Source organism: Mycobacterium gallinarum, from assembly GCF_010726765.1.
GTDB classification, from domain to species: Bacteria; Actinomycetota; Actinomycetes; order Mycobacteriales; family Mycobacteriaceae; genus Mycobacterium; species Mycobacterium gallinarum.
In genome coordinates, this window is the sequence record NZ_AP022601.1 from 4,434,620 (window position 1) to 4,455,861 (window position 21,242).

The 21,242-nt window shown below is 65.5% G+C and carries 20 protein-coding genes and 1 pseudogene; 14 read left to right on the top strand and 7 right to left on the bottom strand.

The annotated features are described in order from the left end of the window. The first annotated feature begins 1 nt into the window (after window position 1). The 10 genes from eccB (at window position 2) to G6N42_RS21925 (ending at window position 11,289) form a co-directional block, all read left to right on the top strand. Window positions 2–1,483: a type VII secretion protein EccB gene (gene eccB / locus G6N42_RS21880; protein ID WP_163732720.1), complete on the top strand. Its 1,482-nt coding sequence runs from the start codon at window positions 2–4 to the stop codon at window positions 1,481–1,483. Continuing rightward, complete coding sequence (gene eccCa, locus G6N42_RS21885; RefSeq protein WP_163732723.1) at window positions 1,480–3,711, top strand: type VII secretion protein EccCa; 2,232 nt, start codon at window positions 1,480–1,482, stop codon at window positions 3,709–3,711. The genes eccB and eccCa overlap by 4 nt, the downstream gene beginning before the upstream one ends. Next, window positions 3,708–5,468, top strand: coding sequence for a type VII secretion protein EccCb (eccCb, locus tag G6N42_RS21890; protein ID WP_163732726.1), 1,761 nt, complete (start codon window positions 3,708–3,710; stop codon window positions 5,466–5,468). Before eccCa ends, eccCb begins: the two co-directional genes overlap by 4 nt. A 165-nt stretch (window positions 5,469–5,633) precedes the next feature. Continuing rightward, window positions 5,634–5,927, top strand: a complete 294-nt coding sequence (locus G6N42_RS21895) for a PE family protein (RefSeq protein ID WP_163732728.1) — start codon at window positions 5,634–5,636, stop codon at window positions 5,925–5,927. A 41-nt stretch (window positions 5,928–5,968) separates the two neighbouring features. After that, window positions 5,969–7,252, top strand: coding sequence for a PPE family protein (locus G6N42_RS21900; protein ID WP_163732731.1), 1,284 nt, complete (start codon window positions 5,969–5,971; stop codon window positions 7,250–7,252). Window positions 7,253–7,332: 80 nt separating this feature from the next. After that, window positions 7,333–7,647 (top strand): WXG100 family type VII secretion target, encoded by a 315-nt coding sequence (locus G6N42_RS21905; protein ID WP_232076248.1) that lies wholly within the window; start codon window positions 7,333–7,335, stop codon window positions 7,645–7,647. Window positions 7,648–7,677: 30 nt separating this feature from the next. After that, a complete protein-coding gene (locus G6N42_RS21910) occupies window positions 7,678–7,974 on the top strand; it encodes a WXG100 family type VII secretion target (RefSeq protein WP_163732734.1) in 297 nt (98 codons plus the stop codon). A 97-nt stretch (window positions 7,975–8,071) separates the two neighbouring features. Further along, window positions 8,072–9,442, top strand: a complete 1,371-nt coding sequence (locus tag G6N42_RS21915; protein WP_163732736.1) for a MinD/ParA family ATP-binding protein — start codon at window positions 8,072–8,074, stop codon at window positions 9,440–9,442. Next, complete coding sequence (gene eccD / locus G6N42_RS21920; protein WP_163732739.1) at window positions 9,439–10,962, top strand: type VII secretion integral membrane protein EccD; 1,524 nt, start codon at window positions 9,439–9,441, stop codon at window positions 10,960–10,962. Before G6N42_RS21915 ends, eccD begins: the two co-directional genes overlap by 4 nt. An 18-nt stretch (window positions 10,963–10,980) precedes the next feature. Beyond that, on the top strand, window positions 10,981–11,289 hold the full coding sequence (locus tag G6N42_RS21925; RefSeq protein ID WP_163732742.1) for a type VII secretion target: 309 nt from the start codon (window positions 10,981–10,983) through the stop codon (window positions 11,287–11,289). A gap of 5 nt (window positions 11,290–11,294) precedes the next feature. Here G6N42_RS21925 and G6N42_RS21930 read toward each other — a convergent pair whose 3' ends face one another. Both G6N42_RS21930 and G6N42_RS21935 read right to left on the bottom strand, forming a co-directional pair. Further along, window positions 11,295–12,116 (bottom strand): hypothetical protein, encoded by an 822-nt coding sequence (locus G6N42_RS21930; protein ID WP_163732774.1) that lies wholly within the window; start codon window positions 12,114–12,116, stop codon window positions 11,295–11,297. Window positions 12,117–12,217: 101 nt separating this feature from the next. Then, on the bottom strand, window positions 12,218–12,703 hold the full coding sequence (locus tag G6N42_RS21935) for a WXG100 family type VII secretion target (protein ID WP_163732777.1): 486 nt from the start codon (window positions 12,701–12,703) through the stop codon (window positions 12,218–12,220). 100 nt (window positions 12,704–12,803) lie between these two features. On the opposite strand from G6N42_RS21935, the gene G6N42_RS21940 reads away from it, so the two are divergent. Then, window positions 12,804–13,037, top strand: a complete 234-nt coding sequence (locus tag G6N42_RS21940; protein WP_163732780.1) for a hypothetical protein — start codon at window positions 12,804–12,806, stop codon at window positions 13,035–13,037. On the opposite strand, the gene G6N42_RS21945 is transcribed toward G6N42_RS21940, so the two are convergent. Further along, on the bottom strand, window positions 13,034–13,855 hold the full coding sequence (locus G6N42_RS21945) for an EspK C-terminal domain-containing protein (protein WP_174262129.1): 822 nt from the start codon (window positions 13,853–13,855) through the stop codon (window positions 13,034–13,036). The two genes, G6N42_RS21940 and G6N42_RS21945, sit on opposite strands and share 4 nt — an antisense overlap. A gap of 395 nt (window positions 13,856–14,250) precedes the next feature. Here G6N42_RS21945 and G6N42_RS21950 point away from each other — a divergent pair, with 395 nt between their 5' ends. Continuing rightward, window positions 14,251–14,451: a hypothetical protein gene (locus G6N42_RS21950; RefSeq protein ID WP_163732783.1), complete on the top strand. Its 201-nt coding sequence runs from the start codon at window positions 14,251–14,253 to the stop codon at window positions 14,449–14,451. A gap of 514 nt (window positions 14,452–14,965) precedes the next feature. Here G6N42_RS21950 and G6N42_RS31785 read toward each other — a convergent pair. The 4 genes and pseudogenes from G6N42_RS31785 to G6N42_RS21970 all read right to left on the bottom strand — a co-directional run. Further along, window positions 14,966–15,214 (bottom strand): annotated as a pseudogene (locus G6N42_RS31785) (hypothetical protein); the annotation flags it as partial. A 35-nt stretch (window positions 15,215–15,249) separates the two neighbouring features. Further along, on the bottom strand, window positions 15,250–16,242 hold the full coding sequence (locus G6N42_RS21960; protein WP_232076250.1) for an ESX-1 system-associated protein: 993 nt from the start codon (window positions 16,240–16,242) through the stop codon (window positions 15,250–15,252). A 119-nt stretch (window positions 16,243–16,361) separates the two neighbouring features. Next, window positions 16,362–17,159, bottom strand: coding sequence for a hypothetical protein (locus G6N42_RS21965; protein ID WP_163732792.1), 798 nt, complete (start codon window positions 17,157–17,159; stop codon window positions 16,362–16,364). A 345-nt stretch (window positions 17,160–17,504) separates the two neighbouring features. Continuing rightward, window positions 17,505–17,894: a hypothetical protein gene (locus G6N42_RS21970; protein WP_163737989.1), complete on the bottom strand. Its 390-nt coding sequence runs from the start codon at window positions 17,892–17,894 to the stop codon at window positions 17,505–17,507. Window positions 17,895–18,115: 221 nt separating this feature from the next. Between G6N42_RS21970 and treS the strand changes: the two genes are divergently transcribed. Next, window positions 18,116–19,894 carry a maltose alpha-D-glucosyltransferase gene (gene treS, locus G6N42_RS21975; RefSeq protein WP_163732795.1) on the top strand — a complete coding sequence of 593 codons (1,779 nt, stop codon included), beginning with the start codon at window positions 18,116–18,118 and terminating at the stop codon, window positions 19,892–19,894. Next, window positions 19,891–21,234 (top strand): maltokinase N-terminal cap-like domain-containing protein, encoded by a 1,344-nt coding sequence (locus G6N42_RS21980; RefSeq protein ID WP_163732797.1) that lies wholly within the window; start codon window positions 19,891–19,893, stop codon window positions 21,232–21,234. Before treS ends, G6N42_RS21980 begins: the two co-directional genes overlap by 4 nt. Window positions 21,235–21,242: the final 8 nt, after the last annotated feature.

Below are 21,242 nucleotides of genomic sequence, written 5' to 3' on the forward strand. Positions count from 1 at the left end.
CATGGCGAGTTTCCGGCTCACCACCAAGGTGCAGGTCAGCGGCTGGCGCTTCCTGCTGCGCAGGGTGGAGCACGCGATCGTGCGACGGGACACCCGCATGTTCGACGACCCGCTGCAGTTCTACAGCCGCGCGGTCTCGGCAGGCATCGTGATCGCCGTCCTGATCTGCCTGGGGGCGGCGCTGCTGGCCTACTTCAAGCCGCTTGGAAAGCGGGGCGCTGACACGCTTCTCGTCGACCGCACCACCAACCAGCTCTACGTCGTCATCCCAGGCTCCGACCAGTTGCGGCCCGTCTACAACCTGACATCGGCGCGACTGGTGCTCGGCAACGCAGGCACCCCGGTCGCGGTGAAGTCAGACGAGTTGGACCGGATGCACAAGGGGCAGCCGATCGGCATTCCGGGTGCGCCCTATGCCACGCCGGTCGGCGGCGCCAGCTCGACCTGGACCTTGTGCGACACCGTGGCCAAGCCCGAGAGCGTGGCACCGGAGATGGAGACATCGGTTGTCGTGCAACCCCTTTACCTCGACTCCTCGGTCGGCCCGATGCGCCCCGACGAGGGCCTGTTGGTGTCCTACGAGAACGATAACTGGCTGGTGACCGAGACCGGGCGGCACGCCATCGATCTGTCTGACCGCGCGGTGACGTCGGCGGTGGGCGTCCCCGTCACCTCCAAGGCGACGCCGATCTCGGAGGGTGTCTTCAACGCGCTGCCCAACGCCGGGCCGTTGCGGCTGCCTGCGATCGCGCGCTTCGGCGAGCCCAATACCGTTGGCCTGCCACCGAATCTGGTGATCGGTTCGGTGTTCATGGCGCTGACCGAAGACGGAGAACAGCATTTCGTGGTATTGCCCGACGGCGTGGCGCGGATCAACGGCACCACCGCGGCGGCACTGCGCGCCACCAACTCGTTCGGCCTGGTGACACCACCGTCCGTCGAGGCCAGCACGGTCGCCAAGATCGCCGAGCAGGTCTACGGCTCACCGCTACCGGACGAGCCGCTGGAGATCCTGCTGCGCGAGGATGCGCCGACGCTGTGCTGGTCATGGCAGCGCGAGCCGGGCGACCAGGCGCCCAAGACCACCGTCATCGCGGGGCGTCACCTGCCGATCGCACCGTCGGCCATGAACACCGGCATCGACCAGATCGGTGGCGATGCAAAGGTTTACATCGACGGCGGTAAGTATATTCGGCTGCAATCGCCGGACCCACGCTACGGCGAGAGCCTCTACTACATCGACCCGCAGGGTGTGCGTTACGGGCTGCCCGACGAGGAGACGGGAAGCAACATCGGCCTCAGTGCGCCGGTGACCGCGCCGTGGCAGGTGGTCAGCCTGTTGGTCGACGGTCCTGTGCTGTCCAAGCAGGCGGCGCTGATCGAACACGACACCCTGCCGCCAAACCCCAACCCGCGCAAGGTCCCCGACGGCACCAACGCCGGCGCGCAACCCGTCACCGCGAACACCGGAGGCGGCCGGTGACCACCAAGAAGTTCACGCCGATCATCAAACGCGGGCCACGGCTTACACCCGGTGAGATCAACGTGACCCCGCCCGACGACCTCGGCGTCGAGATCCCGCCGTCGGGCATTCAGAAGGCGCTGCCTTGGGTCATGGGCGGCGGCATGCTCGGCATGATCGCGATCATGATCTTCACCGGCATCCGGCAGCTCTCGCCGTACATGCTGATGATGCCGCTGATGATGGTGATGGCCACCGTCGGCTTCATGGCGGGCGGCGGTCCGGGCGGCAAGAAGGTGCCCGAGATCAACGCCGACCGCAAGGAATACCTGCGGTACCTCGCGGGTCTCCGGACCCGCGTGACGTCTTCGGCGACCGCTCAGGTGACGTTCTTCAACTATCACGCACCGCATCCCGACGATCTGCTGTCGATCATCGGGACCAACCGGCAATGGTCACGTCCGACCAATGCCGACTTCTTCTCGGCGGTGCGCATCGGCCTCGGTACCGAGCCTGCGGTGGACCGGCTGCTCAAGCCCGCCGTCGGCGGCGAGCTGGCCGGACCGCAGGGCGCCCCGGCACCGCATCTGGAACCAGTCAGCCACATGTGGGTCACCAAGTTCCTGCGCACCCACGGTTTGATCCACGATTGCCCGAAACTGGTGCAGCTGCGCACCTTTCCGACCATCGCGGTCGGCGGCGACCCGGACGCAGCCGCCGGTCTGCTCACGGCGATGATCTGCCATCTCGCGGTGTTTCATCCGCCGGACCTGTTGCAGATCCGGGTGCTCACCGACAACCCGGAGGATCCGAATTGGGCCTGGCTCAAATGGCTTCCGCATGTACAGCACCAGACGGACACCGACGCCGCCGGTCCGACGAGGCTGGTGTTCACGCGACCGGACGGGTTGAGCGACCTGACCGCTCGCGGCCCGCACACGCCCGACGCCACCCCGAGCGGACCGTACGTCGTCGTCGTCGACCTCTCGGGCGGCAGGGCCGGCTTCCCGATTGACGGCCGGGCCGGCGTCACCGTCCTCACGCTCGGCAACCATCGCGGCTCGGCCTACCGAATTCGCGTCGACGCCGACGGCACCGCCGATGACCGGTTGCCCAACCAGACGTTCCGGTTGGTGACCTCGGCGACCGACAAGATGACTCCGGAGCAGGCGAACCGCATCGCGCGCAAGCTCGCCGGATGGTCCATCACGGGAACCATCATCGACAAGAGTGTGCGTGTACAGAAGAAGGTTGCCACCGAATGGCACCAGCTCGTCGGCGCGCACACGATCGAAGACGTCACGCCCAGCAGGTGGCGGATGTTCGCCGACGCGGACCGGGACCGGCTGCGTATCCCGTTCGGTCACGAACTGAAGACGGGCGACATCATGTATCTCGACATCAAGGAGGGCGCGGAGTTCGGTGCCGGCCCGCACGGGATGCTGATCGGTACAACGGGTTCCGGCAAGTCAGAGTTCCTGCGCACACTGATCCTGTCGCTGGCGGCCACCCACCATCCGGATCAGATCAACCTGCTGCTCACCGACTTCAAGGGTGGCTCGACGTTCCTGGGCATGGAGCGGTTGCCGCATACCGCCGCGGTCGTCACCAACATGGAGGAAGAAGCCGAGCTCGTCAGCCGCATGGGTGAGGTGCTCACCGGTGAGCTGGACCGTAGGCAGTCGATCCTGCGGCAGGCCGGCATCCAGGTTGGCGCCGCGGGTGCGCTGTCAGGCGTCGCCGAGTATGAGAAGCACCGGGAGCGCGGCGCTGACTTGCCGCCGCTGCCAACCCTTTTCGTGGTCGTCGACGAGTTCGCCGAGCTACTGCAGAACCACCCGGACTTCATCGGGCTGTTCGACCGGATCTGCCGCGTTGGCCGGTCGCTGCGGGTGCACCTGTTGCTCGCCACGCAGTCGCTGAACACCGGCGGCGTGCGTATCGACAAGCTCGAACCCAACCTCACGTACCGTATCGCGCTGCGCACCACGAGTTCGGCCGAATCCAAGGCAGTGATCGGAACGCCTGAGGCGCAATACATCACGAACAAGGAGAGCGGCGTCGGGTTCCTGCGGGTCGGCATGGAAGACCCCGTCAAATTCCACAGCGTGTACACCGGCGTCAACTATGTGCCGACCACGTCGGTACAGGACAACGGTGAAGTCACGCCGCGTGTTCAGACTGCGGACCGGATACGCGTCCGCCAGTTCACCGCCGCGCCGATCTTCGATACGGCGGTGACATCATGACAACGGCACCGGAACAGCGGGTACTGCGCGAGGTCATCATCGACCAGCTCGACATCGGCGAGACCCGTGCCTACCGGATGTGGTTGCCGCCGTTGTCGGATCCGACCCCGGTGAACGAGCTCATCGAACGCGATCATCATTGGCAGCCGCTGCGATTCGGCTTGGGAATCATGGACGAACCGCGTCGGCACCGCCAGGAGGTCTGGGGCGTCGACGTCTCGGCGGCCGGCGGCAACATCGCCGTGGGTGGCGCGCCTCAGACGGGCAAGTCCACGTTCCTGCAGACTCTCGTGCTCTCCGCGGCGGCCACGCATACTCCGCGCCAGGTGCAGTTCTATTGCATCGACCTCGGCGGCGGCGGCCTGATGTACCTGGAGGACCTGCCGCACGTCGGCGGTGTGGCGACGCGAGCGGAACCAGACAAGGTGAACCGGGTCGTCGCCGAGATGAAAGCCGTTCTGCGCCAACGAGAAGCGCTGTTCAAGCAGCTGCGGGTGGGGTCCATGGCGGCGTATCGGCAGATGCGTGCAGATCCGAACCACCCCGCCGCCGCCGACCCATTCGGTGACGTGTTCATGGTCATCGACGGCTGGCCAGCATTCGTCGCGGAGTTCCCCGACCTCGAGCCCACGGTGCAGGACATCGCCGGGCAGGGTCTCCAGTTCGGTGTGCACACGGTGATCTCGACCCCGCGCTGGACCGAGCTGAAATCACGCATCCGCGACTACCTCGGCACCAAGATCGAATTCCGGCTCGGCGACGTTAACGAGACTCAGATCGACCGCATCACCCGCGAGATCCCGCAAAATCGGCCAGGTCGCGCTGTGTCTATGGAGAAGCACCACCTGATGATGGGCGTCCCCCGGCTCGACGGCGTGCACAGCGACCACGAACTCGTCACGGCGATGTCCAACGCGGTGGAGGCCATCAGCGAGCAGAACACCGAACAGGCACCCAAGGTGCGGGTGCTGCCCGAGCGCATCTACCTGCACGAGCTGGATCCGAACCCCCCCGGCCCCGACAGCGACTACCGCACGCGGTGGACGGTGCCGCTCGGCGTGCGCGAGGCGGACCTGTCGGTGGCGTATAACCACATGCACCTGACGCCGCACCTGCTGATCTTCGGCGCTCCGAAGTCGGGCAAGACCCAGATCGCGCACGCGGTGGCCCAGGCCATCTGCAGGCGCAACGACCCATCCCAGGTGCGGTTCATGCTGGCCGACTATCGCTCGGGGCTGCTCGATGCGGTACCGCATAGCCACCTGCTGGATGCGGGGGCGGTGAACCGCAACCAGTCAGCGCTGGAAGTGTCGATCCAGGCACTCGCCGGCAACCTGCAGAAGCGGATGCCTCCGCCGGACCTGACCACCTCGCAGTTGCGGTCGCGGTCATGGTGGAAGGGCCCGGACGTGGTGCTGCTGGTTGACGACTGGCACATGATCGTCGCGGCCAGCGGGATGGTCCCGCCGATGGCACCATTGTTTCCGTTGCTGCCCGCGGCGGCGGACATCGGCCTGCACATCATCGTGACCTGCCAGATGAGCCAGGCGCATCGGGCCACGATGGACAAGTTCGTGGGTGCCGCCTACGGCGCCGGTACCCCCACGCTGTTCCTGTCTGGGGAGAAGGTGGACTTCCCCTCACGCGAGATCAAGGTGCAGCGGCGGCCTCCTGGCCAGGCCTTTCTGGTCTCACCGGATGCCAAAGAGGTCATCCAGGCGGCCTATGTGGATCCACCCGAAGAAGAAGTGTTCTGAGCACCCCTCAGACGTGGTTAGTATTAATCGGAGACGTCCTAGCAAACATAGATTTCAGTGCGAGCGACGGGGTCGGGGGAAGATTCCAGACGCACCGGCTATGCAGCTAGGCCCTTTCATAAATGAATATTCAGGCAATTCATCTATATGTAGGGAGATAGCGCAATGCAACCCTTGGAGCACAACCCGGGAGCTGTCGGCATCGGCACACAGGTAGTCGCAAACGGTGTTCGCGGTCTGGCCGCTGGCACCGTCGCCGCCGCTGCGGTTTCCGCACTGGTGCCCGCCGGTGCCGACGAGGTCTCCGCCCAGGCGGCCGCGGTCTTCGCCAAGGAGGGTGTCGAGGCCCTGGCGTTGAATACGTTTGCTCAGGAAGAGCTATCCCGCGCAGGGGCGGCCTACGTAGAGATCGCGGGAGTTTACGAAGCGGTCGACAGCGCCAACGCCGCCACCTTCTGACATCTCGCTGGCCGACTTCGTAGGCGAGGAATCAATATCTGATGGAGTGGCATGGAATGCCGCCGGAGGTGAACACTGCGCGGCTGATGCTGGGTGCCGGGCCGGCACCCATGCTCCAGGCTGCCGCGGGGTGGGAAGCCCTGGCGATATCCCTCGAGACTCAGGCCGATGAACTGGCCGCGAGTCTGGCTGCCCTGACATCGGTATGGAGTGGTTCAGCCAGTGAGCGGGCCGTCTCCTCGACCATGCCGATGGTCACCTGGCTGAGGACGGTGTCCGCGCAGGCGATGAAGCGGGCGATGCAGGCCATCGCGCAGGCCAACGCCTACACCACCGCGATGGCGACCACGCCTCCGCTGGCGGAGATCGAGCAGAACCACATCACCCACGCGGTGCTCGAGGCCACCAACTTCTTCTGGGTCAACACCATCCCGATCGCATTGAACGAGATCGATTACTTCGTGCGGATGTGGAATCAGGCCGCCGGGGCGATGGACGTCTACCAGGCCGAAACCCTGCTGAACCTGATGTTCGAGCTGATCGCGCCGCCGAAGCCGGTCGTGATGCCCGGCGTCGGCGAGAGCGGGGCGGCCGCGGCGCTGGCATCGGCGGCGGCCATGGCGCCCGCGGCCGCGATTCGCAACGCCGCGATCGCGCAGGTCAGCGCGCAGGGCAAGGCCGAGTCGGTCGCCCTTATCGCCGGCCAGGCCGCCGGACAGGCCAGCATGGCCGAGCAGCGCGCGCAAGGCTCCGTTCAGCGCGCGGACAACGAGGTTCAGCAGACCGGCCAACAGAGCCAACTACCGCAGCAGGGCATGCAGATGGGCATGCAGATGGCGTCGCAAATCGGATCGGCTGTCGGTCAGATTCCGCAGCAGGCCAGCCAGATGATCATGCAGCCGATGCAGCAGCTGACGCAGCCACTGCAGCAGGTGTCATCGCTGTTCAGCAGCCTGGGCGGCGCTGACAAGGCCCAAATTGGCCTGATCGGTGCCAGTCCGCTGTCCAATCATCCATTGGCCGGCGGCTCGGGTGCGGGCTCGGGTGCCGGGCTGGTCCGTGCGGCGTCGCTGCCCGGCGCGGGTGGCACAGCGCCACGAACCCCGTTGTTGGCCAACCTGATCGGCGAGAGCAAGCCCTTGGTGTCGACCGGTGCCGCCGCGGGTGCGGGCGGTATGGGTCTGGCGCCCGTCGGAGCAGGCGGGGGGATGGGCCCGATGGGAGCGATGGGCCAACGTGGGAAGAGCGGCGGGTCCAAGCAGGGGTTGACGGCGCCGTCCGTGCTGCCCCAAGACCTCAGCGAAGACGAAGAAGACGACTGGTAACCACAGACTTCCCGGTCCCGTGACCGGAAAGACTCGCCATCGCGTGGTGAGGACACAGGAAAGAGAAAAGGAAGCACACAATGCCAGCAGGAATGGAAACCGATGCTGCTGTCCTCGCCAAAGAGGCCGGCAACTTCGAACGAATCTCGGGTGAGCTCCAGGCCATCATGAGTCAGGTCGACGCCACCGCGAATGGCCTTCGGCCGGCGTGGCAGGGCGATTCAGGTACTGCCGCCCAGGCGGCGCTGGTCCGCTACCAGGAGGCGGCCCAGACCCAGCGCACGTTGTTGGACGAAATCAGCATGAATATCCACAGTTCGGGCACGGACTACACGGCCACTGACACCGATCAAGCTTCGGTGGTGCAGACCGCAATGACCAATATGGGCATCTGACCCAGATCAATCGCAGAGGAAGGACAGAGGATGAGCTCTACTGGACAGCAGGTATGGAATTTCGGCGCGATTGAGGGCGGGGCCGGCGAGGTCGGAGGCGCCGCCGCGCGAGTGCACGGGCTACTCGATGAGGGTAAGGCGTCGCTGGCGGCGCTCCAGTCGGTCTGGGGCGGCAGCGGTTCCGAGGCTTACCTAGCCGTGCAGACGCGCTGGGACAACACGTCTCTTGAGTTGAACACAGCGCTCCAACAACTGGGCCATGCCATCAGTGAGGCTGGCATGACCATGGCCCAAACCGAAGCGGCCGTTACCGCAAAGTTCGTCTAGCACGACGGCGCACGCAGGTGGGCGAGGGTGCCGCCCAAAGGGGCCCGTCAACCCCGCCCACCGCGTGCGCCGTGACTTCTAGCAATGAGAGGTACTCATGTCGGCAGATTATGACCGGCTTTTCCACGCTTCAGGGTCCTCGGTGGACGCTATGCCGACAGCCGACGACGCGGATCGCGATGTCGCCGTCACCGGCCCTGGCCGTAGCGAAGTGACACCGCCGGCGATGCCCGTCGATCCGAACAAGACTCAGGCCGCCGCCGCGCCGGCACCGCGCCAGACTGAGGTCACGACGCAGATGCCGGCCGCACGCCCGGCCGCGCCGCAGCGCCCGCAGCCCAACGGGATGATGCGGACACCGAAGGCGACCGGACCGGCAGGTGCCCGCTTCGAACAACAGCGGCCGGCGCCGATACCCGCCCCACGGCCGGCACCTGCACCCGCGCCGTCGCAGCACTTCGCCGAAAGCCCTTCCGACATGGATTTGGTGCGTCGCGTGGGCCAGCCCGCGCAGACGTCGGCGGCGACGATCGGCAACCATCGCGCCATCGATGCGCTGTCGCACGTCGGCGTGAAGTCCGCGGTGAAGATGCCTTCGCAGCGCGGCTGGCGGCACCTGCTGTACCTGCTGACGCGTATCAATCTCGGGTTGTCACCCGACGAGCTCTACGAGATGGATCTGCACACCCGGATCCGCCGAAATGCGCGCGACTCGTATCAGATTGGCGTCTTCGGGTTGAAGGGCGGTGTCGGCAAGACCGCCATCACCGTCTCGCTGGGTTCTGCGCTGAGCAAGGTGCGCGGCGACCGGATCTTGGCCATCGACGCGGACCCGGACGGCGGCAACCTCGCCGATCGCGCGGGACGGCAGTCGGCGGCGACGATCGCAGATCTGCTGTCGGACAAGGAACTTGCGCGGTACAACGACATTCGCGCGTATACGAGCATGAACGGCTCGAACCTCGAGGTCCTGTCGTCCGACGATTACAGCGCCGCGCGCCGAGAGTTCGACGACGAGGACTGGAAAGAAGCGACGAGCATCGTCTCGCGTTACTACAACCTGGTGTTGGCCGACTGCGGCGCCGGGCTGTTCCAGCCCGCTGCTCGCGGCGTGCTTTCGACGGTTTCCGGTCTGGTGATCGTGGCGAGCGCCTCGATCGACGGTGCACGTCAGGCCGCGATCACCATGGACTGGTTGCGGCAGAACGGATATCAGGATCTGCTGGGCCGCTCGTGCGTGGTGATCAACCACGTGGTGCCGGGCAAGCCAAACATCGATATCGAGGATCTGGTGCAGCAGTTCGAGCGCCATGTCCCGCCGGGGCGAGTCATAGTGTTGCCGTACGACAAGCACATCGCGGCAGGCACCGAGATCCAACTCGACCTGCTCGGTAAGGACTTCCGGCGCCGGGTCATCGAGTTGGCCGCGGCCTTGTCCGACGACTTCGACAGGCTCGAACGGCGTTGACCTCCACCGCCGCCGCAGCACCGGCGTCGGGTGTGACGCCTGGCCGCCCGTCGACCACACGCGTGACGATCCTGACCGGTCGGCGGATGACCGACCTGGTGCTGCCGGCGTCGGCACCGATCGAAACGTACATCGATGAGACGGTTTCGGTGCTGGCCGAGCTACTCGAGGACACGCCGAAGGATGTCCTCGCCGGGTTCGACTTCTCGGTGCAGGGGGTGTGGGCGTTCGCGCGCCCGGGCGCACCGCCGCTGAGATTCAACGAGTCGTTGGATGACGCGGGTGTGGTCGACGGGTCGCTGCTGACGCTGGTTTCCGTCAGCCGGACCGAACGTTATCGGCCCCTGGTCGAGGACGTGATAGACGCTATCGCGGTACTTGACGAGTCGCCCGAGTTCGATCGCACCGCATTGAATCGGTTTGTCGGCCTGGCGATTCCATTCACCGCGCTGGCGGTGTCGGTGATGTCGTTGGTGGTATGGAGCCGCAGCGGTCACGCGTGGTGGTGGGCGGTGGCGCTGGCCGTCCTCGGGCTGGGACTGTTGGGCGGCAGCATGCTGGCGACCAACCGGTACCAGAACATCAACATGTCGGAGAGTCTGCTGGTCGCGTCGATACCCACACTGGCGGCAGCGGCGGCGCTCGCCGTCCCGCTGCCGATCGGCTACGGCGGGCTCGGCGCGCCGCAAGCCGCGGGTGCGGCCGCGGTGGTGTTGTTGTTGACGCTGGCGACCCGAGGCGGACCGCGCAAAAGGGCCGAGCTGGCTTCGTTCTTGGCGGTCGCGTCCATCGCGGGGTCCGCGGCGGCTGTCGCGTTCGGTTATGGATGGCAATACTGGGTGCCCGCCGGCGCAATTGCATTCGGCCTGATCGTCGTGACCAACGCGGCCAAGCTGACCGTTGCGGTGGCTCGGATCGCGCTGCCGCCGATTCCCGCACCCGGCGAAACCGTCGGCAGCGAGGAACTTCTCGACCCGGTCGCCGCTCCCATCGGCGACGAGTCACCGACGTGGCAGGCGATAATCGAGTCTGTGCCGGACTCCGCTGCGCGGCTGCACGAGCGCAGCCAGTTGGCGACGCGGTTGCTTATCGGGTTCGTCACCGCGGGTGCGCTGGTGTTGGCGATCGGCGCGATCACCGTTGTGGTGCAGGGACATTTCTTCGTCCACAGCATGATCGTCGCGGGCCTCGTCACGTCGATCTGCGGCTTCAGGTCTCGGCTCTACGCCGAACGCTGGTGTGCGTGGGCGTTGTTGGCGGCGGTTGTCGTGATTCCGACGGGCTTGATGGTGAAGCTGTCGTTGTGGGATCCCGACCGCGCGTGGCTGGTGCTCGCTCTGTATGTGGCGTTGGGAATCGTCACGCTGATCGTCATCGGAGCGGCCAGCAGCGTGCAGCGGGTGTCGCCGGTGACCAAGCGAATCCTCGAATTGGTCGACGGTGCCGCGATTGCGGCGATCATCCCGTTGCTGTTGTGGATCGCCAGCGTGTACGACCTCCTGCGAAATTTGAGGTTCTGATTGCGAGGGGAGCGAGCGATGAGCGGTAACCTACCCGGGTTCGATCCCGAGGTGCTGCGCACTGCGACAGTGGCTTTCGGTGATGCAGCCGACGGTCTGAGCCGCATTCGGGCCGACGAGGTCGTCGGTGATGCCGCCGCGTCGCTGGGTCAGTTGCTCACCGCCGAGTCATGCCGCAGGGCGCAGGAGGGCATCACCGCGGCGCTTACCGAGGCGATCGAGAGTGTGCGGGAGTACAGCGAAAGGCTGGATGACGCTGTGCGTGCCTATTCTCGTCAGGATCAACAGGTCGCCGACGACATCGGCAACGTCGACATCCCGAGCTGACATCATCACAGAGGCACCCCGGCACTGTCCTTGAATGCTGCGAAGAACGCGTTGTTCCCGTCTTCGAATCCCTTTGTGCCGATGTAATTCTGCAAATCAAGGTAGTACGTGCGCATGGCGTTGATGGAGAACGTGTTCTCGACCGCAGCGGGTGACATCAGGCGGCCGTCCTGGACGTACTTGCTGACGATCGCGGGGTTGGGATCTGCCGGCACCAGGATGGTCGCGACCCGCACCGCCATTTCGCTGGTTGCCGGGCCGCTGGATGGTGTCGGGATGTCGCTGTCCGCCAGTTCGATCGCGCCATACGCGGCGCCCAGCAGTGAACCCGCTGCCTTGAGGGCGGCAACAGACTCGTCGCTGTCCGGTGGGGCCGCAGCCGCGGCCTCCTCGTACTGCTCGGTGGCGGCGTGTGACGCCTCAACGGCTGTGCGTCCGGCCTCGGGGTCGGCGACGAAGACCGACAGCAGGTTTCGTAATGCCAACGGGTCGTCCGCCATCTGGGCGCGGAGGGAGTCGAACGCGCTCTGGCGACCGCCGACAAGTTGGCCCAGGTGGGGCGCCAGCGCGGTGGCGTAGTCGCGGACCAGCTGTGGATTCATTTGTGCTGCCGCAACTTTCGTGAGACCGAGGAACCCGGAGTCCAGCGCCATCAAGTTGCCATGGTTGGTGATGAGGTACCCGGCCAACGGTGCGGCACCTTGGTTCGCAGCGCCGTCGTCCTCGCCGATCCAGATGAAGCGCGCCCCGGCAGCCGCGCCGTCGTCATCCCATTCGTGCGTCGTCACGGCGTTGAGGACGTCGTCGCCCCGGTCGCTGGTGAGCATGCTGAGCATTTCCGACGGAGAATCTGGTGGCAGCTCCGGAGTGGAAGTGCCGCAGGCAGACACGGCGACGAGAGCTGCTGCGAGGACGCCGAGAGGCCTGATCATCCGCCTGGCTCGAATATGGGGAAACCATCGGCGGTCTCGTCGTCGATGACAGCGTATGTCTCGAGCAGTCGCTGGATCATCAGCGTGTATGCCTGCGGGACACTGCGGAAAGCTTCCGACAGATTGGGCGGGGGCGTCGTCACCCCGTCGTCGGAGATCTCCCAACCTTGGCCCCGCAATTCGCCGACCATGTCCAGCAGCGCCGTACGCGCCGAGTTGAGCTGCCCTCCGCCGGAGGCCAGAACGCCTTGCAGGGTGTGCAGTCTGTCGCGCAGCGCTTCCTGAACGGTGAGGTTCTGCTCACCGCGGGCGATCGCCGCGTCGGCCGCTCCCCCTGTCCAACCGTCACGCAGTTCGGCGAGCGATTCGCGCTGCATCGTGATCAGGTTGTCGAGCTGTGAGGCCATGGCGCCCACGTCGGCGGCAGCCGATACCAGACGCTCCGGCTGTGACGCCTCGACGGCTGAGATGGAAGTGGCCACGAACTGATTATCGCGGGTAAGTAGATGCACTATTTGCAGTTCTTGGAATGCGGCGGCAAACGGTGCGAGAAGGGCTCGCAGATCTACGTACAGTGAGCGAGTGTTGCTGCTGATTCTCCAGGTGGCGCTGCTGGTGTTCATCGCGTCCGGCGTGCTCGCGATCGCGATTGTGTACGTCGTTCGCAGGCGCAAGGTGAGTTATCGGCACAAGATCGATCCAACGCTGGGCACGCTGGGGGAGATGGGCATGGTGCCGCCGACGCCGCTACCGGAGTGGGCGCTCTGGGACGAATCGCAACAGGACGGTCCCGACGATAGGTCCGCGTCGCGCTAGACGGTCGCTTCGGTCGCGATGGCGTCGGACATCAGCACGCTCAGGTGTTGCCAGTAGATCCAGTCGGCAATTGCGGCGCGCTGGTCAGCCGGGTCGACGGTGGTGTGGGCGCGGTACAGGGCTAGTTCCTGCGCATGCTCGGCATAGGTGACGAACGCCTCGATTTGCACGACAGCGCGCTCGGGCGCATTGCTCAGGAGCGGACGGAACACCTCGAACCACAATTGCGCTCGTTTGTCCTCGGGCGCATTGGCATCGGCCTGAGCCGGCGGCAGGAGATCGGGTAGTCCGGTGCTGCTGACCGCGGCGAGCTTGACCGCGGCGTCGGGGGCAATCACCTGGAGGCGGTGCCGACCTTCCATGGTTCCGCTCTCGGGGATGTCGTCGGGGCGCAGAACGATCTTGGGCGCTCCAGGGTCGAACCCCTTGAACTGGTCCTCGGTGGCGATGACGGCGCGAAGGTCGGTGTTGTGGTGTTGAGCCCAACCATGAAGGGCGAGAATCGGATACGTCGTCCAGGTGCCGCGGACCGTCGCGGGGATGCTCTCGTCGGCGGTGGCCATGGTGACTTGTTCGGGCAGGTTCACACCGTCGGGGATGTAGCCGAGGCCGTAGTTGTTGGCGACGACGATGGAGCCGTCCTTCGCGAGGCCGGTGAGCCAGACGAAGCCGACGTCGGTGATGCCGACGTTGAGGGCGGCGGCGATACGTTGGGCGAGCACGGCGGGATCGTTGCCGGGCGAACGACGGCGCAGGGCCCCGGCGGTGGCTGCTGCGGCGGCGGCCTCGCGGTGGGCGCGGGCGGCCGAAACCGGCACGGGCGCAGGGGCTCCCACAGTGGTGGCACCGGCGGCCGCGGTGGGGGGCGGGACGGCTGGCGCGACGGGGCCAGCGGGTGCGACGGGTGCGGCGGGCGGTGGTGTGGCCGGCTGGCCGAGTGGTACGGGCGGTGCGGCTGGAGCACCGGGACTCGGCGCGGGCGCGATGGGCGCTGAAGTCCCGCCGGTCGGACCCGAGGCGGCTGGAGGAGGCGGCGCGGTGGACGCAGGTGCGTCGGGAAGGGCCGGGGAAGCGAGAGGCTGCGGTGTAGGCGCCGAGCCCATCGGTACGGACGGTTGTGTCGGTTGGATGGGTGGCATTTGTGCCGCGGCGCGGGCCGCCGATTCGGCCATGGCGCGGTTGAATTCGGTCAGCTGCTGAGCAGGAGTGGTAGGTGCGGCGCTGGCGGCCGGCGCGCTGGGTGTGGGTGTCGCGGACGGCACCGAAGGACTCGAGGGGCTCGACACCGGGCTGGATGGCGATCCGATACTGGGCGCCGACGGCGCACTGGGAGCGCTTGGCGCGCCTGGTATTCCGGGAAAACCAGGCATGCTGGGAGCTGGTCCCGGAGGTGCTTCGGCGGGCGGTGGCGTGACAGGCGTTGGAGCAGAGGGAGATTCGACTGGCTCTCGGCCGGGCATGTTTGGCGGCGGTGATTCCGGCTGGGACCCGGCCGGCGGCAAAGGGGAAGTAGTCGATTCGATAGGATCGCGATCATAAGCAGTCGAATTCTGGGGAGGCGCGGGCGCACCTTGCTGCGGCGTAAGGGGCGGAGCGCTTGATAGCTCACCATTCAGCGGGCCATTTGAATTCGGAGGCGAAACAGGCGCTTCTCTTGGTGCGTTTTGGCCGAACCATAATGCTTCGGCGTCGGACTGCTTCGGTATCTCCGGCATGACGGCCGGCTCCCCGGAGATACGGGAACCCGCGAGAGAAACAATTCCGGTGAGCTCCGCGTGCATGCGATCCACAAATTCCCGTATCGCCGAGTCTTTGACTTCTTCGGGAACCTTTTCGTTGTTCAATAAATCTTGGATCGCCTGGTTCGCCGCCTCAACGAGGTCGATTATCTCTCGCTTAGCGTTGCCCACTTCGTCGCCACTAGCGTGAAAGAGCTTGGCCGATTCGTCGAGTTTTTGCTCGATGGCTTCGAGATCAGCGATCCGTCGATCAAGAGCGCCCGACGCTGCACGCGCAGCCCCACCGGCCCAGAGGCCAACACCGCCGAACAACTGCGTACGCTGCTGTAGCGCGTCCCCGAGTTGAGTTTTGATGTTGTTCGAGACAGCGCTGAAGGCATCCCCGCAGCTGTGAAGTACATCCTCGTCTACATCCGGCCAGGCTGGTGGATTCGTCATGCCGTAGGGATCAGATGGTTTACCCAGACCCACTGTTATGCCCCAGCCGCTTTGCACGCTTGGTAGATCAGCGAAGTAAGACGACCAGACGTACTCTGCAGGTACGCATCCGCTGATACGTAAGTGGGCAACGCTTGCGCGTACGCCCGACGATATTGTGCGGCAAGAGTTGCGAAGTCCTGAATCACAGGATTAGAGCTGGACAGCGCCAATTCTTCGAGCGCATCGGCTTGGCTGTTCATTACCGGGATGACGGCGTCCATAACGGCTCGTTGTTCAGGAGTCCAATCGCTGGCGGAGATCGCCGAATCGATCGCCTGCCACGCTTTCGTCTCCGACTCGAACTTGTCCGTTAGTCGGTCCCATTCGGGGCAACCAGGGTCGGGCGACTCCATGAACCGCCTAGGATCAGCGGGATCGCTTAGTGGCGCGACGGCCGACGGCGGAGACGGCGAGGGGATGAGCGGACCCCGCGCTTGAGCCGAGCCGTAAGTAATTGCGGCACAGGTGTAGACGAGGGTCGCAGTCGCGCCCATGAAGACGCCAGCCAGATAATTGGATTCGGGCGTATACGTGGCGATTGTTTCGCTATACGCGCGTGCGTAAGCGATGAACTGTTCGTAAACTTCGCGCATTACGCGGTGCGGCGTGAGTTGCGCTAGAGCTACGGTTTGGTCTGCCGCTGCGGTGGCCGCCTTCCCGACCTCCTCGTACTGTGCGCGCTGCTCTGGACTCCAATCTGTGGAGGGAATAGCCGGATCACGCTTGTTCCAGCCCCTTCGCTGGACAGCGACGAATGTGTCGTTGATGGGACCCCAAGCAGCGCAACTCGGATCTTCGGTGATGATGTTCGCGGGGCCCTTGTCGTCGGCGCTCGCCAATCCGAAGGTCTCGCCTGTGGGTGACGGACCGTCGTCTGCATCATCCTTCGTGACCGAAATTGTCACTGCCGCAGTCACTCCGATGACCACAAGCAAGGCAATCGCGCCGAGCCCCCACTTCCAGCCATTGCCGCGCTTCTTCGGCACCGGTCCGACGCCCCACGGCTGCTGCGGACCCGGATAGCCTTGTGGCGGATAGGGATTCCCAGGCGGCGGCGGACCGCCAGGCGGAGGCGGAGGTGGCGGCCCGCCAGGCGGCGGGAAACTCACAGCGCGATCTCCGGGCCGGACTCAGCAGGACGTGTGGGCGCGGGCTTCGACGCAGCCGGTGCCGGCGGTGTGGGCTCTGGCGCACCTACGTCCGGCACCCGCTCACCACCCGAACTCGAAGCCCCAGGTGCCGCTTCGGATCGCGGCTCCGTCTTCTCCTCGTCGGGCCGCTCCTCGCGCGCCTCTTCCGGCATCAGCGTCTCGTCCTCGGCAACCTTCTCGTCACCCCCGCCGGACTGCGCCATCTGAGCCGCCTGCTGCACAGCGGTCTGAACGCCCTGCATCATCGCCTGTGGGATCGCGGCGGCCATGCCCGCCAACTGCATTGGAATCTGCGCGGCCTGCTGAGCCAGCTGCATCGGCATCTGCATCAGCTGGCCCATCTGATCGGACTGTCCCGGGCCCGCGGCCGGGGCGCCCGCCGCGCCCGAACCAACCGATCCCGCCCCACCTCCGCCCGCTGTTTGGCCGCCCCCGCCAGCACCATCCACGTCCTCGAGGATCCCCAACTGCTTGAGGATCTCCTCGGCGATCCGTCGATCGGCGGCGTCATAGCTATCCGCGGCCTCCATGACGTTCTGGGCAAAGCGGACCAGCTCGTCTTTGGCGATCGGCATCTGAGCCAGCACCGGATCGACGACCTCGGACACCCGGCCCGCGATCGCCGTCGACAGGGCATCTGCTCCAGAAGGGCTGAACGAGGCGGGCGGTTCCGGGAGCAATCCCGCGATGGTCTCCAACTTGCCGCCGGACTGACGGACCAGCGCGGTATCGACCCGCAAATCCTCAGTCACGCTTACTCCCCATGGCAATCGGCTTCGCGCTGAGTGCTTGGCAAGCCCCCTGCGCCATCACGACGAAAATGCTACCGGAACTGCAATATCGCCACGTGCACCAATTCCGCCGACCCGACCTCGACGAATGGGCGTAGCGGCATCGCCATCTACGAGGATGTCGCCCGCAGAAAGAGCTTCCGCCGGCTTCGCAAAGGAAAACAACTGTGACTGCCCAAACAACCACCCCTATATCGCCGAGCAAATGTGCGGCCGCCGACGAGTGTGGAGTTTCCTCACGCGAACGGCACCCACAGCGTGCGGGTAACCCACGTTCGGCGGAGGTAGCCGATAAAGAGGCGCTAGCTAGCCGCCGAGTGCGGCGATCAGATCCTTGATCCGCGAGGTCTCTTCCTCGGTCGCGGGCTCCTCCACCTCGACGGCCTCGATCAGGTCCTTGCGCAGACCCACACCGTTCGCCGCCTCCTTGGTGGACAGCTTCGCCCGCCCGCGCGCCACATACAGCCGCTGACCCAGCGTCGCGCTGGGCCCATTGGCCGCCGCTTCCATCAGATCGTCGTAGCGCCCGCGCACAGCGCTCAGCGCGACGACCACCGACGGCGTCGCGCGACTACGCCCGGCCGCGTCGGTCAGCGAGCCGATGAGCTTGCGCAGCCCCACCAGAATCACCCCGGCGCGATCTGCGAACTCCGGATCTTGAGCGTCCGGCAGGGCGTCGATTGCCACGTCGTACATGTGCATCGCCGCGTCGGACATGCCGACAATTACTGGAGCTTCGCCGTCATTGGGTGCTGAATCAGCCACAGCCACTCGCTTCTTCCACGGATCGAGACGGACGAAACCGTAGCCCGTCGGGACCGTCTGTACAACCGCTAGGAAACCAGCAAACAGCGGGCCGACGGACGTCGATTCCGGGCGGTTCAATTCCGTCGGACATGGGTAGGTTTGAACCTTGTATGGACTTGAGCAACCACGACCCAGCCGAAGGTAGCCACGTCGAGAACGGCGTGGTGGAACATCCGACCGCAGAAGACTTCGAACACGCCCGCGCGCTGCCTGAGGACCGCACCTGGTTCAAGCACGCGGTCTTCTACGAAGTCCTCGTGCGCGCCTTCCACGACTCCAACGCCGACGGCAGCGGTGACCTACGCGGTCTGACCGAGCGGCTGGACTACCTGAAATGGCTTGGCGTCGACTGCCTTTGGCTGCCGCCCTTCTACGACTCCCCGTTGCGTGACGGCGGCTACGACATCCGCGACTTCTACAAGGTGTTGCCCGAGTTCGGCACAGTCGATGACTTCGTCGAGCTGCTCGACGCGGCACACCGCCGCGGCATTCGTGTCATCACCGACCTGGTCATGAACCACACATCCGATTCACACGAGTGGTTTCAGGAGTCCCGACGCAACCCCGACGGCCCCTACGGCGACTACTACGTCTGGAGCGACACCAGCGAGAAGTACCAGGACGCCCGCATCATCTTCGTCGACACCGAGGAGTCCAACTGGACTTACGACCCGGTGCGACGCCAGTTCTACTGGCACCGCTTCTTCTCACACCAGCCCGACCTCAACTACGACAACCCTGCCGTGCAGGAAGCCATGATCGACGTCCTGCGCTTCTGGCTGGATCTCGGCATCGACGGCTTCCGCCTGGACGCCGTGCCCTACCTCTTCGAGCGAGAGGGCACCAACTGCGAGAACCTGCCTGAGACGCACGGCTTCCTGCGCCACTGCCGCAAGGTCATCGACGACGAGTTCCCCGGCCGCGTCCTGCTCGCCGAGGCCAACCAATGGCCGGCCGACGTGGTCGAGTACTTCGGCGATCCGAAAACCGGCGGCGACGAATGCCACATGGCGTTCCACTTCCCGCTGATGCCAAGGATTTTCATGGCGGTGCGGCGTGAGTCGCGCTTCCCGATCTCCGAGATCATGGCCCAGACGCCCGATATTCCGGAGATGGCGCAGTGGGGCATCTTCCTGCGTAACCACGACGAGCTGACACTCGAGATGGTCACCGACGAAGAACGTGACTACATGTACTCCGAGTACGCAAAGGATCCTCGGATGAAGGCCAACGTCGGCATCCGACGAAGGCTCGCGCCGCTACTGGAGAACGACCGCAACCAGATGCAGTTGTTCACCGCGCTGTTGCTGTCACTGCCCGGTTCGCCGGTGCTGTACTACGGCGACGAGATCGGTATGGGCGACATCATCTGGCTCGGCGACCGCGACGGCGTCCGCACGCCGATGCAGTGGACACCCGACCGCAATGCGGGGTTTTCCACCGCCAATCCGGGCCGGCTCTATCTGCCGCCCAACCAGGACCCGATCTACGGTTACCAGTCGGTGAATGTCGAAGCGCAGCGAGACAGTTCGACGTCGCTGCTCAACTGGACCCGCACCATGCTGGCCGTGCGGCGACGCCACGACGCATTCGCGATCGGCGCATTCCGCGAGCTTGGCGGCTCGAATCCGTCGGTGCTGACGTACGTTCGGGAGATGGAAGACGAGGAACAGGGTGGCACCGTGTTGTGTGTCAACAACCTGTCGCGCTTCCCGCAGCCCATCGAGCTGAATCTTCAGCACTGGAACGGGTACACCCCCATTGAAATGACTGGGCACGTCGAGTTCCCACGCATCGGACAGCTGCCGTACCTACTCACACTGCCCGGCCATGGGTTCTACTGGTTCGCACTGCGCGAACCCGAACCGGAACCTGGAGCTGCGCCGTGAACCTGCCCTTCGCCGAATGGCTGCCGCATCAGCGCTGGTACGCCGGCCGCAGCCGCGAACTCGCGTCCGCCGAGCCCGCTGTCCGCGTCCCGTTGCGCGACGACATGGAACTCGTCCTGCTCGACGTGTCGTACACCGACGGCGGCTCGGAGCGTTACCAGGTCATCGTTCAGTGGAACCACGAGCCCATCGAGGAGTTCGCGGATGCGGCCACCATCGGGACAGACGGCGACCGCACCGCGTATGACGCTCTCTACGACCCGGAGGCCGGACAGTACCTGCTGTCGCTGATCGACGCGTCCGCGACCGTCGGGGAGGCGGATGCGGCGGTGCGCTTCCAGAAGGAGCCCGACGCCACGCTGCCGCTCGACATCGCGCCGAGACTGATGGGTGCCGAGCAGAGCAACACCAGCGTGGTGTTCGAGCAGGAAGCCGTCCTGAAGATCTTCCGTCGCATCACACCCGGCACCAACCCGGACATCGAACTCAACCGGGTCCTGGCGCGAGCGGGCAATCACCATGTGGCACAGCTGCTGGGCTCCTTCGAGACGACGTGCGACGGCGAGCCCTGCGCGCTGGGGATGGTCACCGCGTTCGCGGCCAACTCCGCCGAGGGTTGGGACATGGCGCTGGCGAGCACCCGCGATCTGTTCGCCGAGGGCGATCTTTACGCCGACGAGGTCGGCGGCGACTTCGCCGGTGAGTCCTTCCGTCTCGGTGAAGCTGTCGCCTCGGTGCACGCGACGCTCGCCGAGAAGCTCGACACCGAATCGACTCTCTTTCCGGCCGACACCATGCTGGAGCGTCTAGCGGCGGTGGCCAGCGCGGTGCCTGAACTCCGGGAATACGTGGAACTGATCGAGGAGCGCTACCGCAAGCTCGCCGAGGAGTCGATCGTCGTGCAACGCATTCACGGCGACCTCCACCTTGGCCAGGTGCTGCGGACTCCGGAGAGCTGGTTGGTGATCGATTTCGAAGGCGAGCCGGGACAACCGCTGGACGAGCGCCGGCGGCCCGATTCGCCGTTGCGCGACGTGGCCGGAATGCTGCGGTCGTACGAGTACGCCGCGTACCAGCGGCTGATGGACCATTCCAGCGACTCCCGGGACGACGACCTGGATCGACAGCTGGCCGCGCGGGCCCGCGAGTGGGTGGACCGCAACGCCGGCTCGTTCTGCGAGGGTTACGCCGAGGTATCAGGCGCGGATCCCCGCGAGGCCGGACCGCTGCTGCTGGCCTACGAACTCGACAAGGCGGTGTACGAGGCGGGCTACGAAGCGCGGCACCGGCCGAGCTGGCTGCCGATCCCACTGAAGTCGATCGCCCGGCTCGTCGGATGACGAAAGAT

Coding starts and splice junctions, on each gene's coding strand:
- G6N42_RS21905 (WP_232076248.1), top strand. CDS start 7,333: ATGCCAGCAGGAATGGAAACCGATGCTGCTGTCCTCGCCAAAGAGGCC.
- G6N42_RS21900 (WP_163732731.1), top strand. CDS start 5,969: ATGGAGTGGCATGGAATGCCGCCGGAGGTGAACACTGCGCGGCTGATG.
- G6N42_RS21925 (WP_163732742.1), top strand. CDS start 10,981: ATGAGCGGTAACCTACCCGGGTTCGATCCCGAGGTGCTGCGCACTGCG.
- G6N42_RS21895 (WP_163732728.1), top strand. CDS start 5,634: ATGCAACCCTTGGAGCACAACCCGGGAGCTGTCGGCATCGGCACACAG.
- eccB (WP_163732720.1), top strand. CDS start 2: ATGGCGAGTTTCCGGCTCACCACCAAGGTGCAGGTCAGCGGCTGGCGC.
- G6N42_RS21930 (WP_163732774.1), bottom strand. CDS start 12,116: ATGCTCACCAGCGACCGGGGCGACGACGTCCTCAACGCCGTGACGACG.
- G6N42_RS21915 (WP_163732736.1), top strand. CDS start 8,072: ATGTCGGCAGATTATGACCGGCTTTTCCACGCTTCAGGGTCCTCGGTG.
- G6N42_RS21970 (WP_163737989.1), bottom strand. CDS start 17,894: ATGTACGACGTGGCAATCGACGCCCTGCCGGACGCTCAAGATCCGGAG.
- eccCb (WP_163732726.1), top strand. CDS start 3,708: ATGACAACGGCACCGGAACAGCGGGTACTGCGCGAGGTCATCATCGAC.
- treS (WP_163732795.1), top strand. CDS start 18,116: ATGGACTTGAGCAACCACGACCCAGCCGAAGGTAGCCACGTCGAGAAC.
- G6N42_RS21910 (WP_163732734.1), top strand. CDS start 7,678: ATGAGCTCTACTGGACAGCAGGTATGGAATTTCGGCGCGATTGAGGGC.